The organism is Actinomycetota bacterium (assembly GCA_016700055.1).
Lineage (GTDB): Bacteria > Actinomycetota > Acidimicrobiia > Acidimicrobiales > Ilumatobacteraceae > Kalu-18.
In genome coordinates, this window is the sequence record CP064997.1 from 1,346,664 (window position 1) to 1,368,293 (window position 21,630).

19 protein-coding genes are annotated in these 21,630 nt (G+C 69.9%); 1 reads left to right on the forward strand and 18 read right to left on the reverse strand.

Annotated features, from left to right (window positions below; all coding sequences use genetic code 11):
• Position 1: 1 nt before the first annotated feature.
• From IPM43_06500 to IPM43_06585, 18 genes are all read right to left on the reverse strand, one after another.
• Complete coding sequence (locus tag IPM43_06500) at positions 2–2,110, reverse strand: hypothetical protein (GenBank protein QQS26001.1); 2,109 nt, start codon at positions 2,108–2,110, stop codon at positions 2–4.
• 44 nt (positions 2,111–2,154) lie between these two features.
• Positions 2,155–2,589 (reverse strand): hypothetical protein, encoded by a 435-nt coding sequence (locus tag IPM43_06505; protein ID QQS26002.1) that lies wholly within the window; start codon positions 2,587–2,589, stop codon positions 2,155–2,157.
• A gap of 84 nt (positions 2,590–2,673) precedes the next feature.
• A complete protein-coding gene (gene acs / locus IPM43_06510) occupies positions 2,674–4,659 on the reverse strand; it encodes an acetate--CoA ligase (GenBank protein ID QQS26003.1) in 1,986 nt (661 codons plus the stop codon).
• Between the two features lie 66 nt (positions 4,660–4,725).
• On the reverse strand, positions 4,726–5,769 hold the full coding sequence (locus IPM43_06515) for an SAM-dependent methyltransferase (GenBank protein ID QQS26004.1): 1,044 nt from the start codon (positions 5,767–5,769) through the stop codon (positions 4,726–4,728).
• Positions 5,753–7,273 carry an NADH-quinone oxidoreductase subunit N gene (locus tag IPM43_06520; protein QQS26005.1) on the reverse strand — a complete coding sequence of 507 codons (1,521 nt, stop codon included), beginning with the start codon at positions 7,271–7,273 and terminating at the stop codon, positions 5,753–5,755. The genes IPM43_06515 and IPM43_06520 overlap by 17 nt, the downstream gene beginning before the upstream one ends.
• 4 nt (positions 7,274–7,277) lie before the next feature.
• Positions 7,278–8,900 carry an NADH-quinone oxidoreductase subunit M gene (locus IPM43_06525; protein QQS26006.1) on the reverse strand — a complete coding sequence of 541 codons (1,623 nt, stop codon included), beginning with the start codon at positions 8,898–8,900 and terminating at the stop codon, positions 7,278–7,280.
• A gap of 14 nt (positions 8,901–8,914) precedes the next feature.
• Positions 8,915–11,323, reverse strand: a complete 2,409-nt coding sequence (locus tag IPM43_06530; GenBank protein QQS26007.1) for an NADH-quinone oxidoreductase subunit L — start codon at positions 11,321–11,323, stop codon at positions 8,915–8,917.
• 10 nt (positions 11,324–11,333) lie between these two features.
• On the reverse strand, positions 11,334–11,633 hold the full coding sequence (gene nuoK / locus IPM43_06535; GenBank protein ID QQS26008.1) for an NADH-quinone oxidoreductase subunit NuoK: 300 nt from the start codon (positions 11,631–11,633) through the stop codon (positions 11,334–11,336).
• Between the two features lie 7 nt (positions 11,634–11,640).
• Positions 11,641–12,174 carry an NADH-quinone oxidoreductase subunit J gene (locus tag IPM43_06540; protein ID QQS26009.1) on the reverse strand — a complete coding sequence of 178 codons (534 nt, stop codon included), beginning with the start codon at positions 12,172–12,174 and terminating at the stop codon, positions 11,641–11,643.
• Positions 12,171–12,665, reverse strand: coding sequence for a 4Fe-4S binding protein (locus tag IPM43_06545; protein ID QQS26010.1), 495 nt, complete (start codon positions 12,663–12,665; stop codon positions 12,171–12,173). Before IPM43_06545 ends, IPM43_06540 begins: the two co-directional genes overlap by 4 nt.
• Positions 12,665–13,720: an NADH-quinone oxidoreductase subunit H gene (locus IPM43_06550; GenBank protein QQS26011.1), complete on the reverse strand. Its 1,056-nt coding sequence runs from the start codon at positions 13,718–13,720 to the stop codon at positions 12,665–12,667. Before IPM43_06550 ends, IPM43_06545 begins: the two co-directional genes overlap by 1 nt.
• A complete protein-coding gene (locus IPM43_06555) occupies positions 13,717–14,889 on the reverse strand; it encodes an NADH-quinone oxidoreductase subunit D (protein QQS26357.1) in 1,173 nt (390 codons plus the stop codon). Before IPM43_06555 ends, IPM43_06550 begins: the two co-directional genes overlap by 4 nt.
• Positions 14,890–14,897: 8 nt before the next feature.
• Entirely contained in the window at positions 14,898–15,623 is a 726-nt protein-coding gene (locus IPM43_06560; GenBank protein ID QQS26012.1) for an NADH-quinone oxidoreductase subunit C, read from the reverse strand.
• Complete coding sequence (locus IPM43_06565; GenBank protein ID QQS26013.1) at positions 15,601–16,128, reverse strand: NADH-quinone oxidoreductase subunit B; 528 nt, start codon at positions 16,126–16,128, stop codon at positions 15,601–15,603. The genes IPM43_06560 and IPM43_06565 overlap by 23 nt, the downstream gene beginning before the upstream one ends.
• 14 nt (positions 16,129–16,142) lie before the next feature.
• Positions 16,143–16,508 (reverse strand): NADH-quinone oxidoreductase subunit A, encoded by a 366-nt coding sequence (locus IPM43_06570; protein ID QQS26014.1) that lies wholly within the window; start codon positions 16,506–16,508, stop codon positions 16,143–16,145.
• An 88-nt stretch (positions 16,509–16,596) separates the two neighbouring features.
• Positions 16,597–18,003 carry an aspartate aminotransferase family protein gene (locus tag IPM43_06575; GenBank protein QQS26015.1) on the reverse strand — a complete coding sequence of 469 codons (1,407 nt, stop codon included), beginning with the start codon at positions 18,001–18,003 and terminating at the stop codon, positions 16,597–16,599.
• 4 nt (positions 18,004–18,007) lie between these two features.
• Complete coding sequence (locus tag IPM43_06580; GenBank protein QQS26016.1) at positions 18,008–19,618, reverse strand: carbohydrate kinase; 1,611 nt, start codon at positions 19,616–19,618, stop codon at positions 18,008–18,010.
• Between the two features lie 42 nt (positions 19,619–19,660).
• Positions 19,661–20,338 (reverse strand): gamma-glutamyl-gamma-aminobutyrate hydrolase family protein, encoded by a 678-nt coding sequence (locus IPM43_06585; protein ID QQS26358.1) that lies wholly within the window; start codon positions 20,336–20,338, stop codon positions 19,661–19,663.
• Positions 20,339–20,353: 15 nt separating this feature from the next.
• Between IPM43_06585 and IPM43_06590 the strand changes: the two genes are divergently transcribed.
• Positions 20,354–21,601: a pyridoxal-phosphate dependent enzyme gene (locus IPM43_06590; protein ID QQS26359.1), complete on the forward strand. Its 1,248-nt coding sequence runs from the start codon at positions 20,354–20,356 to the stop codon at positions 21,599–21,601.
• Positions 21,602–21,630: the final 29 nt, after the last annotated feature.

The window sequence follows — 21,630 nt, forward strand, 5'->3', positions numbered from 1 at the left end:
TTCAGTTCTCCACGGGCAGCGTCTCGGCGGTGGCCGTCGCCGCCGACTGGCGCTCGGCGGCAAGCGCAACGAGCAGTCCGACGGGGTCGTCGACGGCACGCGTGTCGGCGTCGATGCCGGGATCGCAGCTCGCGAGCATCACCTCGCCGCCGGTTCGGGTCACCGCGGCGCCCGACGCGGCCGGACCCCTCGCCACCCAATCGGTCAGGACGAACTCCCACAGGTCGAGCGATTCGGTGTCGACGGTGCGCACCGTGGCCTTCACGCACACCTGGTCGTCGCGAAGAAGGGTCACCGCCTGGTCACCCGCCCACGTGCTGGCGACGATCCACGACGACGCCGCGTCGAGGCGGCTCGCGAGCACCGCGAACCACCAGCCGGCACCCATCGTTCCCCGCGGACCGGGGATCTCGACGCCGGCCTCCTCTTCGCCCTCCACCACGAGGGGCATGCTCGCCAGGCCGCTCGCGTCCTTCTCGGCGTCCCAGCCGTAGAGGTGCGCATCGACGTGACCGGGCTCGACCGGGGGCTTGCCCTCGGCCGGCTCCTCCGCGGACGCGGCGACAGGGCCGAGCCCGGTCGCGACGCGCGACTCGAAGCCGTAGGTGGCAGGCAGGGCTCGCCAGACTCCCTCCGCCGCCGGCGGGGCTTGCACCAACTCCGATTCGCGAGCCGACGCCGGGTTGCCGCCGCGTGACTTCGCCTGCCAGGCGGTGGCCACGACGGCGGCCTCACCTTCCAGCCCTGCGCGGTAAGCGACGCGCTGGGCATGGTCCAGCTCCGCGAGCTCGGCCGGCCAGTCGAAGGCCTGGTGATACAGCGCGAGCACGAGCTCGCGGGCGATGTAGGCATCACGCTCCGCGCCCGAGGGGACGCTCGCGTCCACGTAGACGGCACCGCTCGCGGGGTCGTAGAGGGCGGGCCACACCCCGGCTGCGGCCCTCGCTCCGCTCAGCTCGTCGTAGCTGCCCTCGAACAGACCCACGGCGCGGTCGGCGGCACCGGCATCGACTGCTCCCTCGGGATGGTCGAGTCGCAGGGAGCTCGCCCGCACCGCGAACTCGGCACCGGGGAGCACCCGCACCGGCACGGAGTGGTCGAAGGAGAACCCCGTCTCGCCCTCGACGAAGGTGGCCACCGGCTTCAGCTCCGCCGGCCAGGCCTTCGCCAGCACGAACCGCTGCATCACGAACACCGCGGCCGCGGCGAGCGCGCCGAGCAGGATCAGGGTGATCAACGCCTTGGCCATCGCTCCCCGACGACGCCGCTGACGGGCGAGCACCGGGCGTACGGCCACAGCCGGCGCGGGGCGCTGGACGACGGTCGCGGCGACGGCCGCGCGGGTGGCGCGGGGCGCGGCCACCGGTAGGACCGGCTGGATCATCGCCGCCAAGCCCGGCTCGTCGGTGGTGAACACCGCCGCCGGAACACCGCCATCGTCGGCTACGGCCTCGGCGGCGACCGGCTCGACCGTGATCGGCTCGACCGTGATCGGCTCGGCGGCGACCGGCTCCGGCTCGACGGCGGCGGGCTCCGGCTCGACCGTGATCGGCTCGACGGCGGCGGGCTCCGGCTCGACCGTCATCGGCTCGGCCGTCATCGGCTCGACCGTCATCGGCTCGGCGGCGATCGGCTCGGCGGCGACCGGCTCGACCGCCTCCGGCTCAGCCTGCTGCTCGAGCTCGACCACGTCGGGCGCGGCCGCGCGCTCTTCGACGAGCGGCGCGATGATCGGCCCGTCGGGGTAGGGCCGCGCCTTCGCGATCGGCTCGTCGGCGAGCGGCGCGAACAACGCCCGGGTGGGGCGGGGAGGGATGATCCGGTCGGGATTGGCCATCGACGGCGGGCGCTTGACGGCCGCCTCGATGACGAGCGGCACGGCGTCGGGCAGGCCCTGGCGCTCGAGCTCTGCCTGGAGCTCCTCCACCGAGGGCAGGCCGCCCTTGCGCAGGATCTCCTCCACCGACCGCGTGTCGAACGCGGTCGGGGCCGGCAGCGGTGGCGGCGACGACGCGGGCGGCGGGTTGGGCGGGGCGACCTCGGCGTCGGCGGCAGCGTCGCAGGGCGCGCCACCGTCGCCGGCCGTCCCGCTCGGGCTGAACGACGACATGACCGAGTATCGGCCCCGCTGACGGTTTCTTGAGCCGTGCGGTGCTAGTCGTAGTAGCCGGAGTGCAGGTACACGCAGGGCACACCCTCGTCGTGGAGCATCGACACGTTGCGCCGGTCGTCCTCGAACGCGAGCCGCAGCTCGTACCCGGCCGCGAGCAGTTGGCGCACCACGGCCCGCTTGAACTCGGTCGCCGGACGCCCGTCACGTACGGGTCGCATGACGAGCAGGTCCCAGCGCACCTCGTAGCGCGCCAGCCAGGCGAGCGTCTCGTCCAAGACCCGGGCCGGCCTGGCCGTGAGCAGCACCACCGTGAGCGTCGGGTCGAGCAGGTCGAGCAGTACGTGCACCTCGCGGATCAGCGGGTCGTCACCGCTGGCCGCGAAGAACGCCTGCCAGTCCTTGCGCCCTCCCGCGGGATCGTTGACGAAGTGCTGGCGCCCAGCCGCGTCGGAGAGCACGCCGTCGAGGTCGAACACCACACACGCCCCCGGCGGCAACGGCTCGCCGTGCCAGCGAGCCGTGCCGAGGGCGGCCGGATCAATCGCCGGAGCCGGGATCGCTCAGTCCTCCTGCACGGCGGATGCCGCCCGCTGCTGAAGCTCGGTGACCACGCTCGCGTCGGCGAGGGTGGTCGTGTCGCCGAGGTTGCGTCCCTCCGCGACGTCGCGCAGCAGGCGCCGCATGATCTTGCCGCTGCGCGTCTTCGGCAGGTCGGGTGTCAGGAAGATCATCTTCGGCTTGGCGATGGCGCCGATCTCGTTGGCCACATGGCGGCGCAGGTCCTCGACGTCGGCCTCGTGGCCGGCAACGAGCGTGACGTAGGCGATGATCGCCTGGCCAGTCGTCGCGTCGTTGGCGCCGACCACCGCGGCCTCGGCGACGGCGACGTGGGACACGAGCGCGCTCTCGACCTCGGTCGTGGAGATGCGATGCCCGCTCACGTTCATCACGTCGTCGACCCGCCCGAGCAGCCACAGGTAGCCGTCGGTGTCGAGCTTCGCGCCGTCACCGGCGAAGTACTTGCCCGGGAAGCGACGCCAGTAGGTGTCGTGATACCGATCGGGGTCGCCCCAGATGCCGCGCAGCATCCCCGGCCAGGGGCGGGTCAGCGTCAGGTAGCCGCCGCCCTGGTGCACCTCGTCGCCGACGTCGTCGACGAGCGCAGCGCTGACGCCGGGGAGGGGGAACGTGGCCGAGCCGGGCTTCAGCGTGGTCGCGCCGGGCAGCGGGCTGATCATGATCCCGCCGGTCTCGGTCTGCCACCACGTGTCCACCACCGGACAGCGCCCGCCGCCGATGTGCTCCCAGTACCACACCCAGGCCTCGGGGTTGATCGGCTCGCCGACGCTGCCGAGCAGGCGCAGCGAGGACATGTCGTGCTTGGCCGGCTCCTGCGCTCCCCACTTCATGAACGTACGGATCGCCGTCGGCGCGGTGTACAAGATGGTCACCCCGTACTTCTCGACGATCGCCCAGAAGCGGTCGTTGCCGGGGTGGTTCGGCACCCCTTCGTACATCACCTGGGTCGCCCCGTTGGCGAGCGGGCCGTACACCACGTAGCTGTGGCCGGTCACCCAGCCGATGTCGGCGGTGCACCAGAAGACGTCGGTGTCGGGATGCAGGTCGAACACGTACTTGTGGGTGAAGGCGACGTGGGTGAGGAAGCCGCCGGACGTGTGCATGATGCCCTTCGGCTTGCCGGTGGTGCCCGAGGTGTAGAGCAGGAAGAGCAACTGCTCGGAGTCCATCGGCTCCGGGGGGCACACCGGGTCGGCGGCGGCGATGAGCTCGTGGTACCAGTGGTCGCGGCCCTCGACCATGTCGACGGGATTGCCGCCACGGCGCACGACGACCACGTGCTCGATCGACGGCGACGACCCGACGGCCTCGTCGGCGGCGGGCTTCAGGGCGAAGACCTCGCCGCGGCGGTAGCCGCCGTCCGCGGTGACGAGCACCGTCGCCTCGGCGTCGTTGATGCGGTCGGAGAGCGACTGGGCCGAGAAGCCCCCGAACACCACGCTGTGCGCGGCACCGATGCGCGCGCAGGCGAGCATCGCCACCGCGGCCTCGGGGATCATCGGCAGGTAGACGTTGACGCGGTCGCCGCGCCCTACGCCGAGCCCCTTCAACGCGTTGGCGAACCGCTGCACCTCGGCGAGCAGCTCGGCATACGTGATCGTGCGCGTGTCGCCGGGTTCGCCCTCCCAGTGGATCGCCACCTTGTCGCCGCGGCCGGCGGCGACGTGGCGGTCGAGGCAGTTCTCGGACACGTTGAGCTGGCCACCGACGAACCACTTGGCGAACGGCAGCTCCCACTCGCAGATGGTGTCCCACGGGCGTTGCCAGGTGATCAGTTCGGCCGCCTGACGCGCCCAGAAGCCCTCGTCGTCCTCGGCAGCCTCGTCGTAGAGGAACGTGCCGGCGACGAGCGTGTCGCGTTTGAAGCTCTCCGAAGGGGGGAAGGTGCGGTTCTCCAGCAGCAGGTCGTCGATGGCGTGCTGGGGCGCGTCGTTGGCTGCGGGCGACTCGTCGGCGGAACCGGGCATGTCCGCGACTCTAAACAACCGCTTGCGCCCACCCGACCGCCGGCCGGGCACCGCCACCGCATGCCCTCAACGGGCCCACTCGATCACCGAGAAGCTGCCGAGGCCGCTTGGGTCGAGCAGTGCCTCGGCCTCGGGAACCCGGCTGCGCATGCGCATCGCCTCGAGCCCCGGGCGCGCAGCCTGCTCGGCCCACACCCTGCGCCCCTCGTCGACCAACTCGGCGATGCCCCACCGCTGCAGCCACTGCGCCTGCGAGCGCACCGCGTCCGGCTCACCGGCGGCGGCGGCGAGCTGGTCGATCGCCACCTCCGCGGTGACGTCCTGCAGGCCCGGGTCGGCGAGATAGTGCCCACCGCGCTCGTGGCCGCGGTAGGTGCGCAACCAGTCGCGCCACGGCCTCAGCGCGTAAAGCCCCGACGCGGCACAGCAGTAGTCGAACACCACCACCCGACCGTGCTGCACCAGCCCGTGCGCTGCGCGCACCCAGGCGCCGGCGGCCTCCTGCACCGGCACGCGGGCCCCGAGCTGCGCCGTCGGGGGAAGCACCGCCGGCACCTCGGCCACGGCGACGGTCACCTCGGCGAACCTGCCGTCGCCGCTCGCGGTCACGAAGGCCTCACGCCAGGCGCCGTCCCAGACGAAGAGCCGGAACGGCATGTTGTCGAGCAGCTCGTTCGCGAGGACCACACCGGTGAACGGCGCCAGCTCGGCGATCGAGGTCATGGACTCGACGCCCTCTGGATGCTGTTCACGCTGGGCGGCGGAGGTCTCGACGGCCACGTAGCGCAGCGCGCCGGCCCGCAGGCAGCCCGGGTCTGCAGCCAGCACCGCCCGTGCGAGCGTGCCCGGCCCGGCACCGGCGTCGACGAACGTCAGCTCCTCGGGCCTACCCAGCTCAACCCACCACGCGTCGAGCGCCCGCGCGACAACCGCGCCGAAGAGCGGTCCCACCTCGGCCGAGGTGATGAAGTCGCCGCGCCTGCCGGCCTGGCCGCTACCGGTGTAGAAGCCGTGCTCGCCGTACAGGGCGAGGTGCATGTACTGCTCGAACGGGATCGCCCCGCCCGCCGCGGCGATCGCGGCGCCTATCTCCTCAGCGGCCGAAGGCACCGGTGAGGTCGGCGAGGTCGCCGAAGCGCAGCACCGCTCCCGGCAGGATGCCGAGCACCAACGTGGCCACACCGGTGATCGCGAGCGCCGCCACGAGCGAGCTGGGCACCTTGATCGGGGTGGTGTCGCCGTCGGGGACGGGCTTCATCCACATCTCACGCAAGACGTTGCCGTAGTAGCCGAACGCGATCACAGAGTTGACCGCGCCGATCAGGGCGATGGCGTAGGCCCAGCCGTCGCCCGCGTCGAGCACCGCCCGGAAGGCCGCGAACTTGGCGATCCACCCGCCGAGCGGGGGGATGCCGGCGAGCGAGGCGAGGAAGAGCGTCATCAGCGTCGCCAGCCCGGGCGCGTACGAGAACAGGCCGCCGTAGCTGGAGATCTCGCCGCTGCGCGTCTTGCGGGCGACGGCGAGCACCACCGCGAACGCGCCGAGGTTCATCGCGGCGTACACCAAGAGGTACACGACGACCGCCTGCAGCGCCTTGCCGGCAGAGTCACCGGTACCCGCGACGGCGAGCGGCATCAGGATGAAGCCGCCCTGGCTGATCGAGGAGTACGCCAGCATGCGCACGATGTTCGTCTGCCGCAGGGCCACCACGTTGCCGTACGTCATCGTCAGCGCCGCCATCACCCACAAGAACGGTTCCCACACGTCGGCGGCCTGGGGGAAGCCGACGAAGATCACCGTCACGAGAGCGACGAAGCCGGCGGCCTTGGAGGCCACCGACAGGAACGCCGTGACGGGCGTCGGCGCGCCCTGGTACACGTCCGGAGCCCACGTGTGGAACGGCACCGCCGACACCTTGAACGCGAAGCCGGCGACGACGAACACCACGGCGATCGCGTGCACCGCGCTGAACTCGCCCTCGACGGTGATCTGGTTACCGATGTCGGTGAGCAGCGTCGAGCCGGTGACCCCGTACAGCAGGCTCATCCCGTAAAGCATCACGCCGGACGCGAACACGCCGAGCAGGTAGTACTTCAAGCCCGCCTCGTTGCCCTTCGCGTCGCGCTTGCGCCACGCGGCCAGCATGTAGGCCGGGATCGACAAGAACTCGAGGGCGATGAAGATGCTGATCAGGTCGCGGCTCGACGACATCATCACCATGCCGAGCACGCTCGAGAGCAGCAGCAGGTAGTACTCGCCCTGGTAGTAGTCGCCCTCCTCGACGTACACCGTCGACAGCAGCACGACGACGTACGCGGCGATGAGAAACAGCGCCTTCAGCACCAGCGCGTACTCGTCGATGACGTAACGCCCGTCGAACAACACGCGGCTCTCCGGGTTGTCGACGGTGAGCGTCACCACCGGCACGAGCGCGCCGAGCAGCACGAAGCCGCTCCACGCCGCCGTGAACCACTTGTTGCGCTCGCTCAGGTTCAGCTCCACGACGAGCAGCAAGAAGATGCCGACGCCGAGGATGATCTCGGGCGCGAGCGCGTGGTAGTCGAGGAACGGCTCGGCGAAGTCGCCGGCTTGAGCGATGAGCGAGGACAGCACCGGGTCAGCCTCCGAAGGCGGCGAGCGCCACCTGGACGGCGGGGTCGATGATCTTGAACATCAACTGCGGGTAGACGCCGAACACGAGGATCGCCACCAGGAACGGCGTCCACGCGATCCACTCCACCGGCTTCACGTCGACGATGTCGTCGAGGGCGGCGCCGTGGTGCACGTCGTCGTTGACGTCGGCTCCGACCGCATGGGCGCCGTGGCCGTGCCCGGCGTCGCCGTGGGCGGTGAACTCGGCCGGCGGCTCGCCGAACGCGGTGCGCTGGAACATCCACAGCAGGTACGCCGCGGCGAAGACGGTGCCGATCGCGGCGACCACCATGAAGGTGCGGAACGTCTCCTCGGGCAGGCCCGCCGCCGGCGAGTACGCCGACAGGATCGCCGGGAACTCGCCCCAGAAGCCGGCCAGACCCGGCAGGCCGAGCGAGGCCATCGCGCAGAAGCCGAGGATCCAGGCGAGCCGCGGGATCTGCTTCAGCATCCCGCTCAGGCGTGAGATCTCGAGCGTGTGGTAGCGCTCCTTCACCGAACCGGCCAGGAAGAAGAGCATCCCGGTGATCAGCCCGTGGGCGACCATGCCGAACACGGCGGCGTTGTAACCCATCGGTGTGAGGGTGGAGATGCCGAGCATCACGAAGCCCATGTGGGCCACCGACGAGAACGCGATCAGGCGCTTCATGTCGGTCTGGGCGAGGCAGCAGAACGCGCCGTAGATGATGCCGATCACCGCGAGGAAGCCGATCCACGGCGCCCACTCCTTCGCCGCGTCGGGCAGGATCGGGATGGCGATGCGCACGAAGCCGTACGTGCCGAGCTTCAGCAGGATCGCGGCCAGGATCACCGAGCCCTGCGTAGGCGCCTGGGTGTGCGCGTCGGGCAGCCAGGTGTGGAACGGGAACATCGGCACCTTCACCGCGAAGCCGATGAACATCCCGGCGAAGATCCACACCTGCGCGGTCTTGCCGATGAGGCCGCCGTTCTCGACGAGGAACGGGATCGAGAAGCTCACCTCGCCGCCGACCTTGCCCTGCACCTGGAAGTAGAGGGCGACGAAGGCGACCAGCATGAACGCCGAGCCGAACATCGTGTAGAGGAAGAACTTGAGCGAGGCGTACTGGCGCTGCTCGCCTCCCCACACGCCGATCATGAAGTACATCGGCAACAGCACGACCTCGAAGAACACGAAGAACAGGATCAGGTCCTGGGCGACGAACGTGCCCGCCATCCCCGTCTGCAATACGAGCATCAGGATGAGGAACGCCTTCGCGTTGCCGGGGTTCGGGATGTGGTCCCACGAGTACACGATGACGAGCAGCGTCACCGCCATCGACAGCACGTACAGCGGCAGGCTCAAGCCGTCGAGCCCGACCGTGTAGTTCGAGCTGATCACCTTGATCCACTCCGTGTCGGCGAAGAACTGCAGCTTGCCTGCCTGGTCGAAGTCGAACTGGGTGACGGTGTAGATGCCGACAGCCATCGTCGCCGCCGCCGTGACGAGCGCGATCAGCTTGTGCAGCTCCTCTTCGGCCTTCGGGATGAAGAGCATCACCAGTACGCCGGCGAGCGGCAGGAAGGTGCCGACACTCAGCACCCAGTTCTGGTCACGGAGTACGTCCATAGCCGAGTGGCTCCTCAGGTGTTCACGATGACGAGCACGATGGCGCCCACCGCCGCAGCGGCGAAGAGCAGCGCACCGTACTGGTTGACCTTGCCGGACTGAATCGGGCGCAGCGCTTCGCCCGTGCCCTGGGCGGCGGCGCCCGAAGCGTTGACTGCGCCGTCGACGACACGCTGGTCGAGCAGCTTGTACACCAGGCCCGCGATGCGTCGGCTGCCGGTGCCGAACGCGTTGACGACCCCGTCGATGACCACCTGGTTCGTCCAGTAGACGGCCTTCGCGATGGGGTGGGCGATGGAGTGGACGATCACCTTTTCGTACAGGTGGTCGAGGTAGTACTTGTTGGCGAGGAAGCTGTACGCCCCGCCGAACAGCGGGTTCCGTTCGGTGAGCCCGACCAGGCGCCGGTCACGGCGCGTGTAGAGGGCGATCGAGATGGCGCCGGCCACGACGGCACCGCCGATGGCGAGGCCGATCGACAGCAGCCCCTTCGACCACTTGAACTCATGGTGCGGGACGGCCGGAGCGAAGCAGACGCCGGTCTCGGGGGCCTCGAAGCCACAGCCGGTGTGCGCCTCTTCGCCGGCAGCGGCCTCGTCACCTTCCTCGGAGCCCTCCTGACCGGGCGCGACGACGGTGACGGCCTCGCCGGGGCCGACGGCAGCGAACTCGACCTCGGTCACCGCCGCGCTGCTCGGCTCGACCCACTCGGTGAACTTGGTGATGTCGAACGGCGCGGCGTTGAGGAAGCCCGAGACCAGCGCGAGCGCGGCGAGGATGGCGATCGGAGCGGTGATCAGGATCGGCGACTCGTGCGGTCCGTGGTCGCCGTGCGCGTCGCCATGAGCGTCGTGCGCGTCGTCGTGTGCGTCGCCGTGCGCATCGTCGTGGGCGTCGTGGTGCACACCCGCCGCCGCGCCGCGGGCCTCGCCGAAGAACGTCATGTAGGTGGCGCGGGTCATGTACGCCGCGGTCAGCACGGCACCGACCAGGCCGACCACCATGAACGCCTTGTAGCCGTTCTCGCCGGCGTAGTCGATGATCTCGTCCTTCGAGAAGAACCCCGAGAACGGGAAGATGCCGCAGAGCGCGAGCGTCGACACGATCCACGCCGTGGCGGTGATCGGCATCTTCCGCGCGAGGCCGCCCATGTCTTTGCGCATGTCGAAGGAGTGATGCGATCCGGAGTGGCTCACCGAGCCGGCGGCGAGGAACAAGCAGCACTTGAAGAAGGCGTGGGTGAAGATGTGGAACACCGCCGGGGTCCAGGCGCCGACGCCGAGGCCCATCATCATGTAGCCGAGCTGGCTGACGGTGGAGTACGCGAGCACCCGTTTGATGTCGTCCTGCACGAACGCGAGGCCGGCGGCGATGATGATCGTGATCGCGCCGATCACGGCGATCAGGTTCACGTTGGAGCCGAGGATCTCGAGGCCTTGCCAGAACACCGGGTACAGGCGGGCCACCAAGAACACGCCGGCGACGACCATCGTCGAGGAGTGCAGCAGCGAGCTGACCGGGGTCGGGCCGGCCATGGCGTCGGGGAGCCAGGTGTGCAGCGGGAACTGGCCGCTCTTGCCGATGGCGGCAATGAACAGCGCGATGGCAGCCATCGTCAGCGCGCTGCTCGACGCGTCGCCCGACAGCGCCCACGCCGAGATGGCGCTGATCGAAAAGCCGTTGGAGTCGAGGTTGTCCTGCGCCCACGAGTTGGCGCTGAAGAAGACGATCGCGGTGCCGACGAGCAGGCCGACGTCGCCGACGCGAACCGTGAAGAACGCCTTCAGCGCCGAACGGCTGTTGGCGTCGTCTTCCCACCAGTGCCCGATCAGGAGGAACGAGCAGAGGCCCATGATCTCCCAGCCGAGGATGAACTGCACCATGCTCGGGGCGAGCACCATCGCGAGCATGCCGCCGGAGAACAGCGTGAGTGCGGCGAAGAAGTGGGTGTAGCGCCGGTCGCCGCGCAGGTATTCGAGCGAGTAGATCTGCACGAGGGTGGAGATGAACGCCACCAGCACGAGGGCCATCACTGCGAGGCCGTCGATGTGCTGGCCGATCTGGAACTCGACCCCACCGGATTGCCACCACGTCCACTGGCGGATGACGGGCTCGACGAACGGCGCCGTGTGGCCTTCTGCCTGCGGCAGCAGCGAACGCCCGACGCGTCCGAGCGCGCCGAGGCCCTCTTCGGCGCCGTGCGCGCCCGAGACCCTGTCGATCCACTGATAGGTGGTGCCCGCGGCGATCACCAGCGACGCGACCATCGACGCCACGCCCACCTCGGAGCCCTTCATCGGCAGGCGCTTGCCGAACAGGATGATCACGAAGAACGCGACGCAGGGGATGGCCGGGATCAGCCACGCGTTCTCCAGGAACCAGCCGGCCTCGGCGGCGTGGGTGGCGGTCTCTGCTGCCAGCATCATCGCCGCCTCAGCCCTTCATCTCGGACAGTTCGTCGAGCGCGATCGAGCGCCGGTTGCGGTACATGAGGAGCACCATCGCCAGCCCGACGCCCACCTCGGCGGCGGCGACGGCGATGACGAACAGCGCGAACACGTGACCGTCGACGGTGCCCTGGGCGAGCGCGAAGGCGATCAGGTTGATGTTCACCGAGTTCAAGATGAGCTCGGTCGACATCAGCACCATCACCGCGTTCTTGCGCGCGACCACCCCGTACACGCCGATGCAGAACAGCACTGCGCCGAGGATCAGGAACTGGTTGAGCATCATCGCCGGATCAGTCCTTCCGGGCCAGCACGATGGCGCCGATGACGGCGGCGACGAGGATGAACGACAGCCCGAGGAACGGCATCAGGTAGGGCCCGATGATCGCGTCGGAGATCTCGGCGACGCCGATCTGGCGCACGTCGGCGGGATCGTCGACCACCTTGTCGGTGCCGAACGCGTCGATCAGCGACCACCCCATCGCGCCGAGCAGGACCAGCGCCACGGGCACGCCGATCCACCAGTCGCTGTTGTTGAGGTCGGTCTCGACGCCGATGCGGGAACGGGTCAGCATCGTGCCGAACAAGAACAGCACCATCACCGCGCCGACGTAGACGAGCACCTGGGCGACGCCGACGAACTCGGCGACCATCAAGATGTACAGCGCCGCCGCCCCGGAGAGCACGATCACCAGGTACAGCGCGGCGTGCACCACGTTGGAGACCGTCACCACCCGGATCGCGGCCGCGACCATCGCCACCGCGATCACGTAGAAGGCGATGTTCTGCGCGACGAGCGTGTCGGCTGCCAAGAGCGCGCCGGTCATTTCTTCTTCTCCGCTCCGGCTTCCAGCTCTGGTGCCTCGGGAACCGTCTCCATCCACTCGCCGAGCTTGTCGATGCCGTGCAGCAGGTCGGCGATGCGCGGCTCGGAGTACTCGTACTCGGGGCTCCACCACAGGGCGTCGAACGGGCACACCTCGACGCAGATGCCGCAGTACATGCACAGCGCGTAGTCGAAGTCGAAGCGATCGAGCGCGTTCACCTGGCGCGGCTTGCCGCCTGCGCGGCGCGGCGGGGCGAGCTCTTTGTGACCCTCGATGTAGATGCACCAGTCGGGGCAGGAGCGCACGCAGAGCATGCAGACCGTGCAGTTCTCGGCCCGCAGGGCGATGACGCCGCGTGCCCGCGTGGGCGGCAGCTCCTTCTCCTTCGGGTACTGCACCGTGTTGGCGCCCTTGGTGACGGTCTGCACCAGGGTGTTCAACGTGACGCCGAGGCCCTTCACCAACCCGGGCACCCGCGGCTTGCCGGGCATCAGAACACCACCTTCAGGATCGAGGTGGCCACGATGTTGAGGATCGCCACCGGGATCAGCACCTTCCAGGCGAAGCGCTGGAGCTGGTCTTCACGGAACCGGGGATAGCTGAAGCGCACCCACATGATGATGAACACGAGCACGAGCATCTTCGTGAACATGATCAGCGGGCCGGCGAGGTTCATCCAGTCGTCGATCTCGTCGAGCGAGTCCCATCCGAACCAGGCGAAGGGCACCCCCCAACCGCCGAGGAAGAGCACCGAGGCGATCAGTGCGAACACGCCGGCCGTGGCGAACTCGGCGATGAAGAAGATGAGGAAGCGGAAGCCGGAGTACTCGGTCATGTAGCCAGACACGAGCTCGGACTCCGCGATCGGCATGTCGAACGGCGCCTGCGTGAGCTCGGCCTGGACGGCGATCATGAAGATCAGGAACGCCACGAACTGGGTGAGCACGTACGGGTTGCCGAGCCCGTCCCAACCGAAGATCGCGTCGGCGTTCTGGGCGAACACGATGCGCTGCAGGTTCATCGACTCGGCCTGGATGACCACGCCGACGACGGCGAGCACCATCGGCAGCTCGTACGCGATGAGCTGGCCGGCGGCGCGCAGGCCGCCCATCAACGAGTACTTGTTGGCACTCGCCCAGCCGGCCATCAAGATGCCGAGCACGCTCACCGACGACACCGCGAGCAGGTAGAACACGCCGGCCTCGAAGTTGGTCAGCCAGGCGTCGGGGCCGAAGGGCACGACTGCGATCAGCAAGAACGTGCTGGCGAGCACGACGAGCGGCGAGGCCTTGAAGATGAACCGGTCGGCTCGCTCGGGGACGATGTCTTCCTTCTGCAGCCACTTGCCGACCTCGGCGAAGAGCTGCATCGAGCCGTAGGGGCCGGCCTCCATCGGGCCGAGGCGGCTCTGCATGAACGACATCATCTTGAACAAGAAGACGTAGACGATCGTGCCGGCGGGCAGCAGCACGGCGACGATCCCGCCGAGCACGCGCAGCAGCGACTGCCCCCAGTAGGGGATCTCGGCGGCGAGCAGCGCGCTCATCGGTCGATGTCCCCGAGGATGAAGTAGAGCGACGCGAGCACCGTGATGATGTCGGGCACGTAGACCCCCTTCAGCACCCACGGCACGATGGAGATGTTGTTGAAGCTCGCCGAGCGGATCTTCACCCGGAACGGTCCGAGATCGCCCTTCGACACCACGTAGTAGCCCATCTCACCGAGGGGGTTCTCGGTGGAGACCCATGCCTCGCCCGCGGGCACCTTGATGATGCGCGGCACCTTGGCCATGATCGGCCCGGCGGGCAGGCCGTCGAGCAACTGGTCGACGATCTTCGTCGCCTCACGGGTCTCCTGCAGGCGCACCCAGCAGCGGGCGAAGCTGTCGCCGTCGGGGTGCGTCCAAACCTTGAAACGCACCTTGTCCCACGCCATCGGCAGCGTCTGGTCGCGGCGCAGGTCCCAGTCGACGCCCGACGCGCGCAGGTTCGCGCCCGACAGGCCGTACTGGAGCGCGACCTCTTTCGGGATCACGCCCACGCCGCGGGTGCGGGCCTGGAAGATCTCGTTGCCGATCAGCAGGTCTTCCATCTCGTCGCAGAAGTTGCGCAGCTTCTTCATCACCGCGCGCGTCTCGTCGACGAAGCCCTTCGGCAGGTCGTCCTTCAGCCCGCCGATGCGGTCGAAGTTGGGGTGGAAGCGCCCGCCGGTGACCCCCTCGATGAGGTTGAGCACGTACTCGCGGTCGCGGAAGGCCATGAACACCGGCGTCACCGCGCCCATCTGCACGCCGAGGTCGCCGAGGAACAGCGACACGTTCGCGATGCGCGACAGCTCGTGCAAGATGGTGCGGATCCACTGTGCCCGCGGCGGCGCCTCGACCTCCATCAGCTTCTCGGCGGCGAGGATGAACGGCACCTCGTTCGCGAAGCTGCCCAGCCAGTCGATGCGGTTGACGAGCGTCGTCACCTGCGGGAACGAGCGCACCTCGGTGAGCTTTTCGTAGCCCCGGTGCATGTAGCCGCACGACGGTTCGGCCCACACCACCTGCTCACCGTCGAGGCGGGCGATGATGCGCAGCGTGCCGTGCGTGGCGGGGTGCTGCGGGCCGATGTTGAGGGTCATCCCCTCGGTCTCGAGCTCTACGTTCAGGCGCGCGTCGGCTGCCTGGGCGGCGATGTAGGAGAGCTGCTGGCGGTCGCTGGGGCCGACCATCGCCGTGGTCACGATCCCTCACCGCCGTCGCTCATGTTCGTGTCGGCGGCGCCCTCGCCGGAGTCGGCCGCGCCCTCGCCGGAGACGTCGTCGCTCGCCGGCAGCGGCTCGACGTCGACGATGCCGGGCCACGGCTTGACCATGCGCGCGAGCAGGGGGAAGTCCTTGCGCAGCGGGTAGCCCTCGAACCCGGTCGGCAGGTAGAGGTTGCGCAGGTCGGGGTGGCCGGCGAAGACGATGCCGAACATCTCGTGGGCCTCACGCTCGTGCCAGTTGGCCCCGGCGTACACCGGGATCCAGGTGGCGACGGAGAGGTCGTCGCCGAGGTCGCACTTCAGGTTCACGCCGTAGTGCGCGTCGGGGTTGGTGACCCGGGCGAGCATCTGGAACCGGGTCTCGCCGCCGGTGTAGCCCTGGCGGATGGTGTCGTCGCGCTCGGGCGGGGGCGCCGTCGGGTCGTCCTCGCCCTTGCCGTAGGGCGAGGGCATCCAGTCGATCGCGGAGAGGAAGCAGAAGTGGCTGCAGCCGAGCACGTCACGCAGCACCTCGCCGGCGCGCTGCCAGGCGTCGGCCCGCACGCGCACCCACACGTCGTCACCGGGCTTGACCATGGTGTCGACGACGGCGTCGCCGAGGTGCTCCCGCATCACGGTGACGACACGCTCCCGCACGGCGTCGCCGGGGAGGGCCGGGGTCTCGGTGGCCGGTGCGTCAGCCGACGACAACGTGCTCACCGTCCCGATCCGCGCCGGAGCCGCCGACGACGAGCGGCTTGAAGCCCTCGCCCCGCCAGCGGGCGCCCATGTCTTCGTTCTTGATGCGCTGCTGCAGCAGCACCACGCCCTCGAGCAGCGCCTCGGGCCGCGGTGGGCACCCGGGCACGTACACGTCGACGGGGATGATCTGGTCGACACCCTTGGTGACCGAGTAGCTGTCCCAGTAGGGCCCGCCGCAGTTCGCGCAGCTGCCCATCGAGATGACGTACTTCGGCTCGGGCATCTGCTCGTAGAGCCGCTTCACGGCCGGCGCCATCTTGTCGGTCACCGTGCCGGAGATGATGACGACGTCGGCCTGGCGGGGGCTCGCCGGCAGGGGGATCACGCCGAGGCGCATGACGTCGTAACGGGGCGAGCCGAACGCCGCCCCCATCTCGATGGCGCAGCAGGCGAGTCCCCACTGGTACGCCCAGAGCGAGTAGGAGCGGCCCAGGTTGAACAGCTTGTTGAGCGCTGAGGGCATGCGCCCACGGTCGACTAGACCCACCGCAGCATCCCCTTCTTCCACGCGTACGCGAGCCCGTCGAGCAGCAACACGATGAAGACGAGCATCACCACCAGGCCGAACGTGCCGTAGCGCTCGAGCTGGGTGGCCCAGGGGAAGATGAACACGGCCTCGACGTCGAAGATGACGAACAGCAGCGCGAACACGTAGTAGCGGATCTGGCTCTGCGACCACGAGTCGCCGACGGCGTCGACGCCGCTCTCGTAGGCGACCATCTTGTCCGGGGTCGGTTTGACGGGGCGGATCAGCGCCGCCACGCCGAGCAGCAGCGACCCAAGAACGAGAGCCGCCAACCCGAACCAGAACACGGTGAGGTAGTCCCGGAGGAAGTCGGACATACGGCGTCGACCTTACTCCCGAGCGTGAATCCGCTCACAAACCCCCGCTGCCCCCCTCAGTTCTCGGTCGGATCAGTCGCGCTATGTGTCACGAATCCGACCGAGAACTGAGCGGCGGGAGCGCTTGGGTGAGGTCGAGGTAGCCGGACATGCCGGCGAGCACCTGATCGCGCGGGATCTCGCTGCCGCCTCCTCCGTAGAGCGCGCCCGAGCGGGGCGCGGTGCCGGCCGCGGCCTCACGCCGCGCGTGCTCGACGGCGTCGGCGAGGTCGGCGGCGAAGCGCTCGACGACGCCGGGGCTGGTGTTCGGGCGGGTGACGCAGAAGTGCACCGCCGGCGGGAACTGCAACCCGTTCAGGCGCCAGCCCTTCTCGGCGAGGTGGTCGTTGACGTGGTAGATGTCGATCCCCGACCCCTCCGCATGGCTGAAGGCGACGTTGAACCGGGGGTCGCCGAGCACGCGCAGCTCGGGGTGCGACTCGATCGTGGCCCGCAGCGAGGCCGCGGTGGAGAAGATGTCGGCGGCGATCGCGCGGAAGCCCTCTCGCCCGAGGGTCACGAGCGAGGCCCAGGCCGCGGCGATGATCCCCCCGGAGCGGCTGCCGCTCATCCCCGGCGACGCGTACAGCCCGCCCGGCCAATCGGCGACGGTGAAGTACTGCAGCCGGCGCAGCTCGGGCGAGCGGTACAGCAACACGCTCGACCCCTTCAGGCCGAAGCCGTACTTGTGGGTGTCGGCGCTGATCGAGGTGACCCCGGACAGGCGGAAGTCGAACACCGGTACGTCGACGCCCACCGACTCCGCCCACGCCAGGACGAACCCGCCGAGGCAGCCGTCCACGTGCAGGTTGATGCCGTGCTCGACGGCGAGCTCGCTCAGCTGCGCGATCCCGTCGACCAGCCCGTGCGGGTAGGTGCCCGCCGAGCCGACGAGGGCGACCGTGTTCGAATCGACCATCGCTGCCGCGGCCTCGACGTCGACGACGTACTGGTCGGTCACCGGCGCCTTGCGTAGCTCGATGCCGAAGTAGTGGGCGCCCTTGTCGAACGCCGGGTGCGCGGTGACGGGCATCACCACGTTCGCCCGGGTGATCCCCCGCGCCCGGCCCCACTCGCGGTACACGAGCAGCGGGTTCATCAGGCTCTCGGTGCCGCCGCTCGTCAGCACACCGCACACCGACTGCTCCGCCACCGCGTCGGCGTGCATCAGGTCGGCGGTCATCGCGATGAGCTCACCTTCGAACTTGGTCGCGCTCGGGTACATGTCCCGTTGCAGCACGTTCGCGTGGCTGTACAGCCCGAACACCTCGTTCAAGAACGCGTAGTGCTCCTCGTCGCCGGAGTAGATCGACCCCGAGATCCGCCCCTCGTGGTAGGGGGCGTCCTCCAGCCCGGCCATCGCCCGCACCTCCGCGAGCAGGTCATCGTGGGAGCGGCGGTGCTCGGGGAAGTGCCGCTGCACCGGGTACTGCTCGGCGTACGGGAAGGGTGCCATCGCGTCAGCCTCCTTCGATCTCGGCGTCGGTGTGTGCGCGCGACGCATCCTCGGCGGCGTCGAGCATCAGCCCCCCGGCGAGGCCCGCGAGCGGCGGGTGCAGGGCGACGTGGCGCCCAAGCGCCTCGGCCATCACCGCCGCACCCTTCGGGTCCGGCTGGTGCACCTCGTCGACGCGCAGCAGTCCGGCAACGTCGTCGATGCGCAGGTGACCGAGCTCGGCCAGGGCGAGAAACGCGGCGCCGCGGCAGTTCGTCGCCCGGGGGTCGGCGAGGCGGTGCACCGGCTTGTCGAGCGCGTCGGCGAGCGCCTGCGCCCACACCGGCGACAGCGCGGCGCCGCCGCCGAAGCGCACGAACGAGAACGCGCCGCCGACGAACGCCTCGACGAACGGGACCAGCCAGGCCACGTTCAGCGCCACCCCCTCCATCACCGCTCGGACGAGATGGGCGCGGGTGTGCTGCAGCCCGAGGCCCACGAACGCGGCGCGCACGTCGTCGCTCGGCGCAGGCGCGATGGAGCCGAGCAGCCACGGCAGGAACTGCACGCCCGACGACCCGGCCGTCACCGACGCCGCGGCGCGCTCGGCGCGCTCCCAGGCGTCGGCGGGCAGCGTCGCGCCCGGTGTCAGAGCGTCGTCGGGGTAGACGACCGAGCGCAGGAACCACTCCAGCGCCCTGCCGCCGACGCCGTTCTCGGCCATCACGTACCAGCGGCCGGGCAGCGGGCTCGGCACGGCGAGCAGCCCGGCGCCGATGTCGCCGCGCTGATCGAGCACGTGGGTGACGACGACGGCGGTGGTGCCGACGACCACCGCGCCCGTGTCGGGGCCGAGTGCTCCCGTGCCGACAGCCGAGGTGATCGAGTCGATCGTGCCGGGGGCGACCGGAATGCCGGAGGGGAGGCCTAGCTCGATCGCCGCCGCCTCGGTCAGCTCGCCCGCCCACCCGTGCATCGGACGCAGCGGCGGCAGCTTGGCCGGGTCGACGCCGGCCGCGGCGACCAGCTCGGCGTCGTACTCGACCGCGCCCCAGGTGCGGTTGTCGCAGCACAGCAGCGACCACGCGGTCGACTGGGTGGCGCTCACCCGCGCGGTGAGGCGGGCGACGAGGTAGTCCATCGGCTCGACGAACGCCGCCGCGCTCGCGTATGCGTCGGGGTGGAGCCGGCGTAGCACGGCGATGTGCCCGAGCCCGTCGTTGCCCGACGGAAGGGGGATCAGCCCGTGGCGGGCGACCCACAGCATGAACGAGTCGTCGTTCAGCAGCGCCAGGTTGTCGAGCCCGCCGCGCCCGTCCATCCACATGATGCACGGCCCGGTCGGCATGCCTTCGGCGGTGACGGGGATCGTGCTCATGTACTGCGACGTGACGGCGACGGCCTCGATCCGGCGTGGATCGCCGGCCCACGCAGCGAGGGTGCGGTGCGTGGCGACGACGGTGGCCGACCACATCTCCTGCGGGTCCTGCTCCGCGCCGTCGCTGCCGATGTGCGCGGTGTGCACCGGCTGCGCGGACCACGCGAGCGTCGCACCGGCGGCGTCGACCACCGCCACCTTCGGCCCTCCCGTGCCGAGGTCGATCGCCAACACGCAAGCGGCGTCGTCAGCCCCCATCGACTGCGACGGTAGCCCTACCGGGCGGCGCCGCCGGCAGCCCTACTCGCCGGCCACCTCGGCGCAGAACCAGTCGACGAGCCGGCCGGCGTTCGGGCGGGACTCGGCGGTGTGGCGGCGCGAGTCGTCGAGCACCGATTGCGGGTCCTTGCCCATCCGCACCAGCTCGTCGGCACCCTGCGCGGTCCAGCGCACGAGCATCGACTCGGTCGCCTCGGGGTGGAACTGCACCGCGAAGGTGCGCCCAAGGCGGATGGCCTGCGGACCGACGGGTGAGCGGGCCAGCTCGGTGAACCCCGGCGGCGCGGTGAACGAGTCGTAGTGCCACTGCAGCCACGGGCCGCTCGCGATCGCGCTCGGCGCGTCGGTGTCGACGTCGTACCAGCCCACCTCGGGCTCGACGGCCCGCTGCACCGAACCACCCAGTGCATGGGCGACGACTTGCGCGCCGAAGCAGATCGCGAAGAGCGGCATGCCGCGACGGTGGGCCTCTTGCACCAGCGCCACCTCGGCGCCGACCTCGTCGGCGATGTGGGGCCAGTAGACGCTCCACTCCGAGCCGAGCAGCAGCACCAGCTCGTGCCCGTCGAGCCGGGGCCAGTCGCCGGGGCTCTCCCGGTGGCACTCCGTGAAGGCGTAGCCGTGCGAGCGGAATCGGTCGCCGACGAAGCCGGAGTCCAGGTCGTTCGCGTTGGCGATCACGAGGGCACGCACCGCCATTACGGTACGGCAGACATGGGACGCCCGGAGATCCGGCTCGACATCGGGCTCGACGACGTGCTCGCCGCGCAGGCGGCGGGGGCTGGCGTCGTCAAGCGCACGCCGACCACGTCGTCGGCCGCGCTGTCGAACCTGACCGGTGGTGAGGTCGTGTTGAAGGCCGAGAACCTGCAGCGCACCGGTTCGTTCAAGATCCGCGGGGCGATGGCCAAGCTGCACTCGCTCGGCCCGGCGGTGTCCGCGGGCGTCACTGCGGGCAGCGCCGGCAACCACGCCCAGGCGCTGGCCTTCGCGGCACGCACGTTCGGCGTGCCGTGCGAGATCTTCGTGCCCCTCGGCGCGCCGGTCGCGAAGATCCATGCATGCCTCTCGTACGGGGCGCGGGTGGTGGAGGGCGGCGCGTCGCTGACCGAGGCTGTCACCCTCGCCCAGGCCCGCGCCGGCGAGAGCGGGATGACGTTCTGCCACCCGTACGACGACCCCGTGGTGGTCGCCGGGCAGGGCACGCTCGGGCTCGAGCTGGCCGACGACGTGCCGCGGGTGCGCAAGGTGCTGATCCCCCTCGGCGGCGGCGGGCTGTCGAGCGGCACCGCGATCGCGCTGAAGGCGCGCCTTCCGCAGGTGGAGGTGATCGGCGTGCAGGCTGCCGCGTGCGCGCCCTACGCCGGCCAGCCGATCCCCGATGGCGCCGTGTCGACGCTCGCCGACGGCATCGCGGTGAAGTTGCCGGGTGCGGTCACCCGCCCCCTGGTGGAGCGCTGGCTCGACGGGGTGGCAGTGGTCGACGAGGAGGCGATCGCCGACGCCATGGTGCTGCTGATGGAGCGGGCCAAGTTGTACGTCGAGGGCGCAGGCGCGGTCGGAGTCGCGGCGCTGATGTCCGGGATGGTGCAGCCGGCACCCGCCGAAGAGGGAGTCACCTGCGTGGTGCTGTCGGGCGGCAACGTCGACCTCGGCGTGGTACCCGGCCTGATCCGCCGCCACGAGACCGCCGCCGGCCGGCGCCTGATCGTGTTCGCCCGCATCAGCGACCGCCCCGGCGGCCTGGCCGAGCTGCTGTCGACCCTCGCCGGCGCGGGCGCGAACGTGATCGAGGTCACCCACGTGCGCGAAGGCGTCAGCCTGAACGTGCGCGAGACGGGCGTGAACGTGGCGCTCGAGGTGCGCAGCCCCGCCCACGCCGAGGCGGTGCTGGCCGCTGCGCGCGCCGCCGGCCTCTACGTCGACCGCCCGGCCACCCCAACTTCTCGGTCGGATTCGTGACGGCGAATTCAAGCGGTGGTCGACAAGCT

Coding starts and splice junctions, on each gene's coding strand:
- IPM43_06575 (QQS26015.1), bottom strand. CDS start 18,003: ATGGCACCCTTCCCGTACGCCGAGCAGTACCCGGTGCAGCGGCACTTC.
- IPM43_06550 (QQS26011.1), bottom strand. CDS start 13,720: ATGAGCGCGCTGCTCGCCGCCGAGATCCCCTACTGGGGGCAGTCGCTG.
- IPM43_06530 (QQS26007.1), bottom strand. CDS start 11,323: ATGCTGGCAGCAGAGACCGCCACCCACGCCGCCGAGGCCGGCTGGTTC.
- IPM43_06585 (QQS26358.1), bottom strand. CDS start 20,338: ATGGCGGTGCGTGCCCTCGTGATCGCCAACGCGAACGACCTGGACTCC.
- IPM43_06565 (QQS26013.1), bottom strand. CDS start 16,128: ATGCCCTCAGCGCTCAACAAGCTGTTCAACCTGGGCCGCTCCTACTCG.
- IPM43_06525 (QQS26006.1), bottom strand. CDS start 8,900: ATGGACGTACTCCGTGACCAGAACTGGGTGCTGAGTGTCGGCACCTTC.
- IPM43_06580 (QQS26016.1), bottom strand. CDS start 19,618: ATGGGGGCTGACGACGCCGCTTGCGTGTTGGCGATCGACCTCGGCACG.
- IPM43_06540 (QQS26009.1), bottom strand. CDS start 12,174: ATGACCGGCGCGCTCTTGGCAGCCGACACGCTCGTCGCGCAGAACATC.
- IPM43_06570 (QQS26014.1), bottom strand. CDS start 16,508: ATGTCCGACTTCCTCCGGGACTACCTCACCGTGTTCTGGTTCGGGTTG.
- IPM43_06545 (QQS26010.1), bottom strand. CDS start 12,665: ATGCCCGGCAAGCCGCGGGTGCCCGGGTTGGTGAAGGGCCTCGGCGTC.
- IPM43_06555 (QQS26357.1), bottom strand. CDS start 14,889: ATGGTCGGCCCCAGCGACCGCCAGCAGCTCTCCTACATCGCCGCCCAG.
- IPM43_06590 (QQS26359.1), top strand. CDS start 20,354: ATGGGACGCCCGGAGATCCGGCTCGACATCGGGCTCGACGACGTGCTC.
- acs (QQS26003.1), bottom strand. CDS start 4,659: ATGCCCGGTTCCGCCGACGAGTCGCCCGCAGCCAACGACGCGCCCCAG.
- IPM43_06500 (QQS26001.1), bottom strand. CDS start 2,110: ATGTCGTCGTTCAGCCCGAGCGGGACGGCCGGCGACGGTGGCGCGCCC.
- nuoK (QQS26008.1), bottom strand. CDS start 11,633: ATGATGCTCAACCAGTTCCTGATCCTCGGCGCAGTGCTGTTCTGCATC.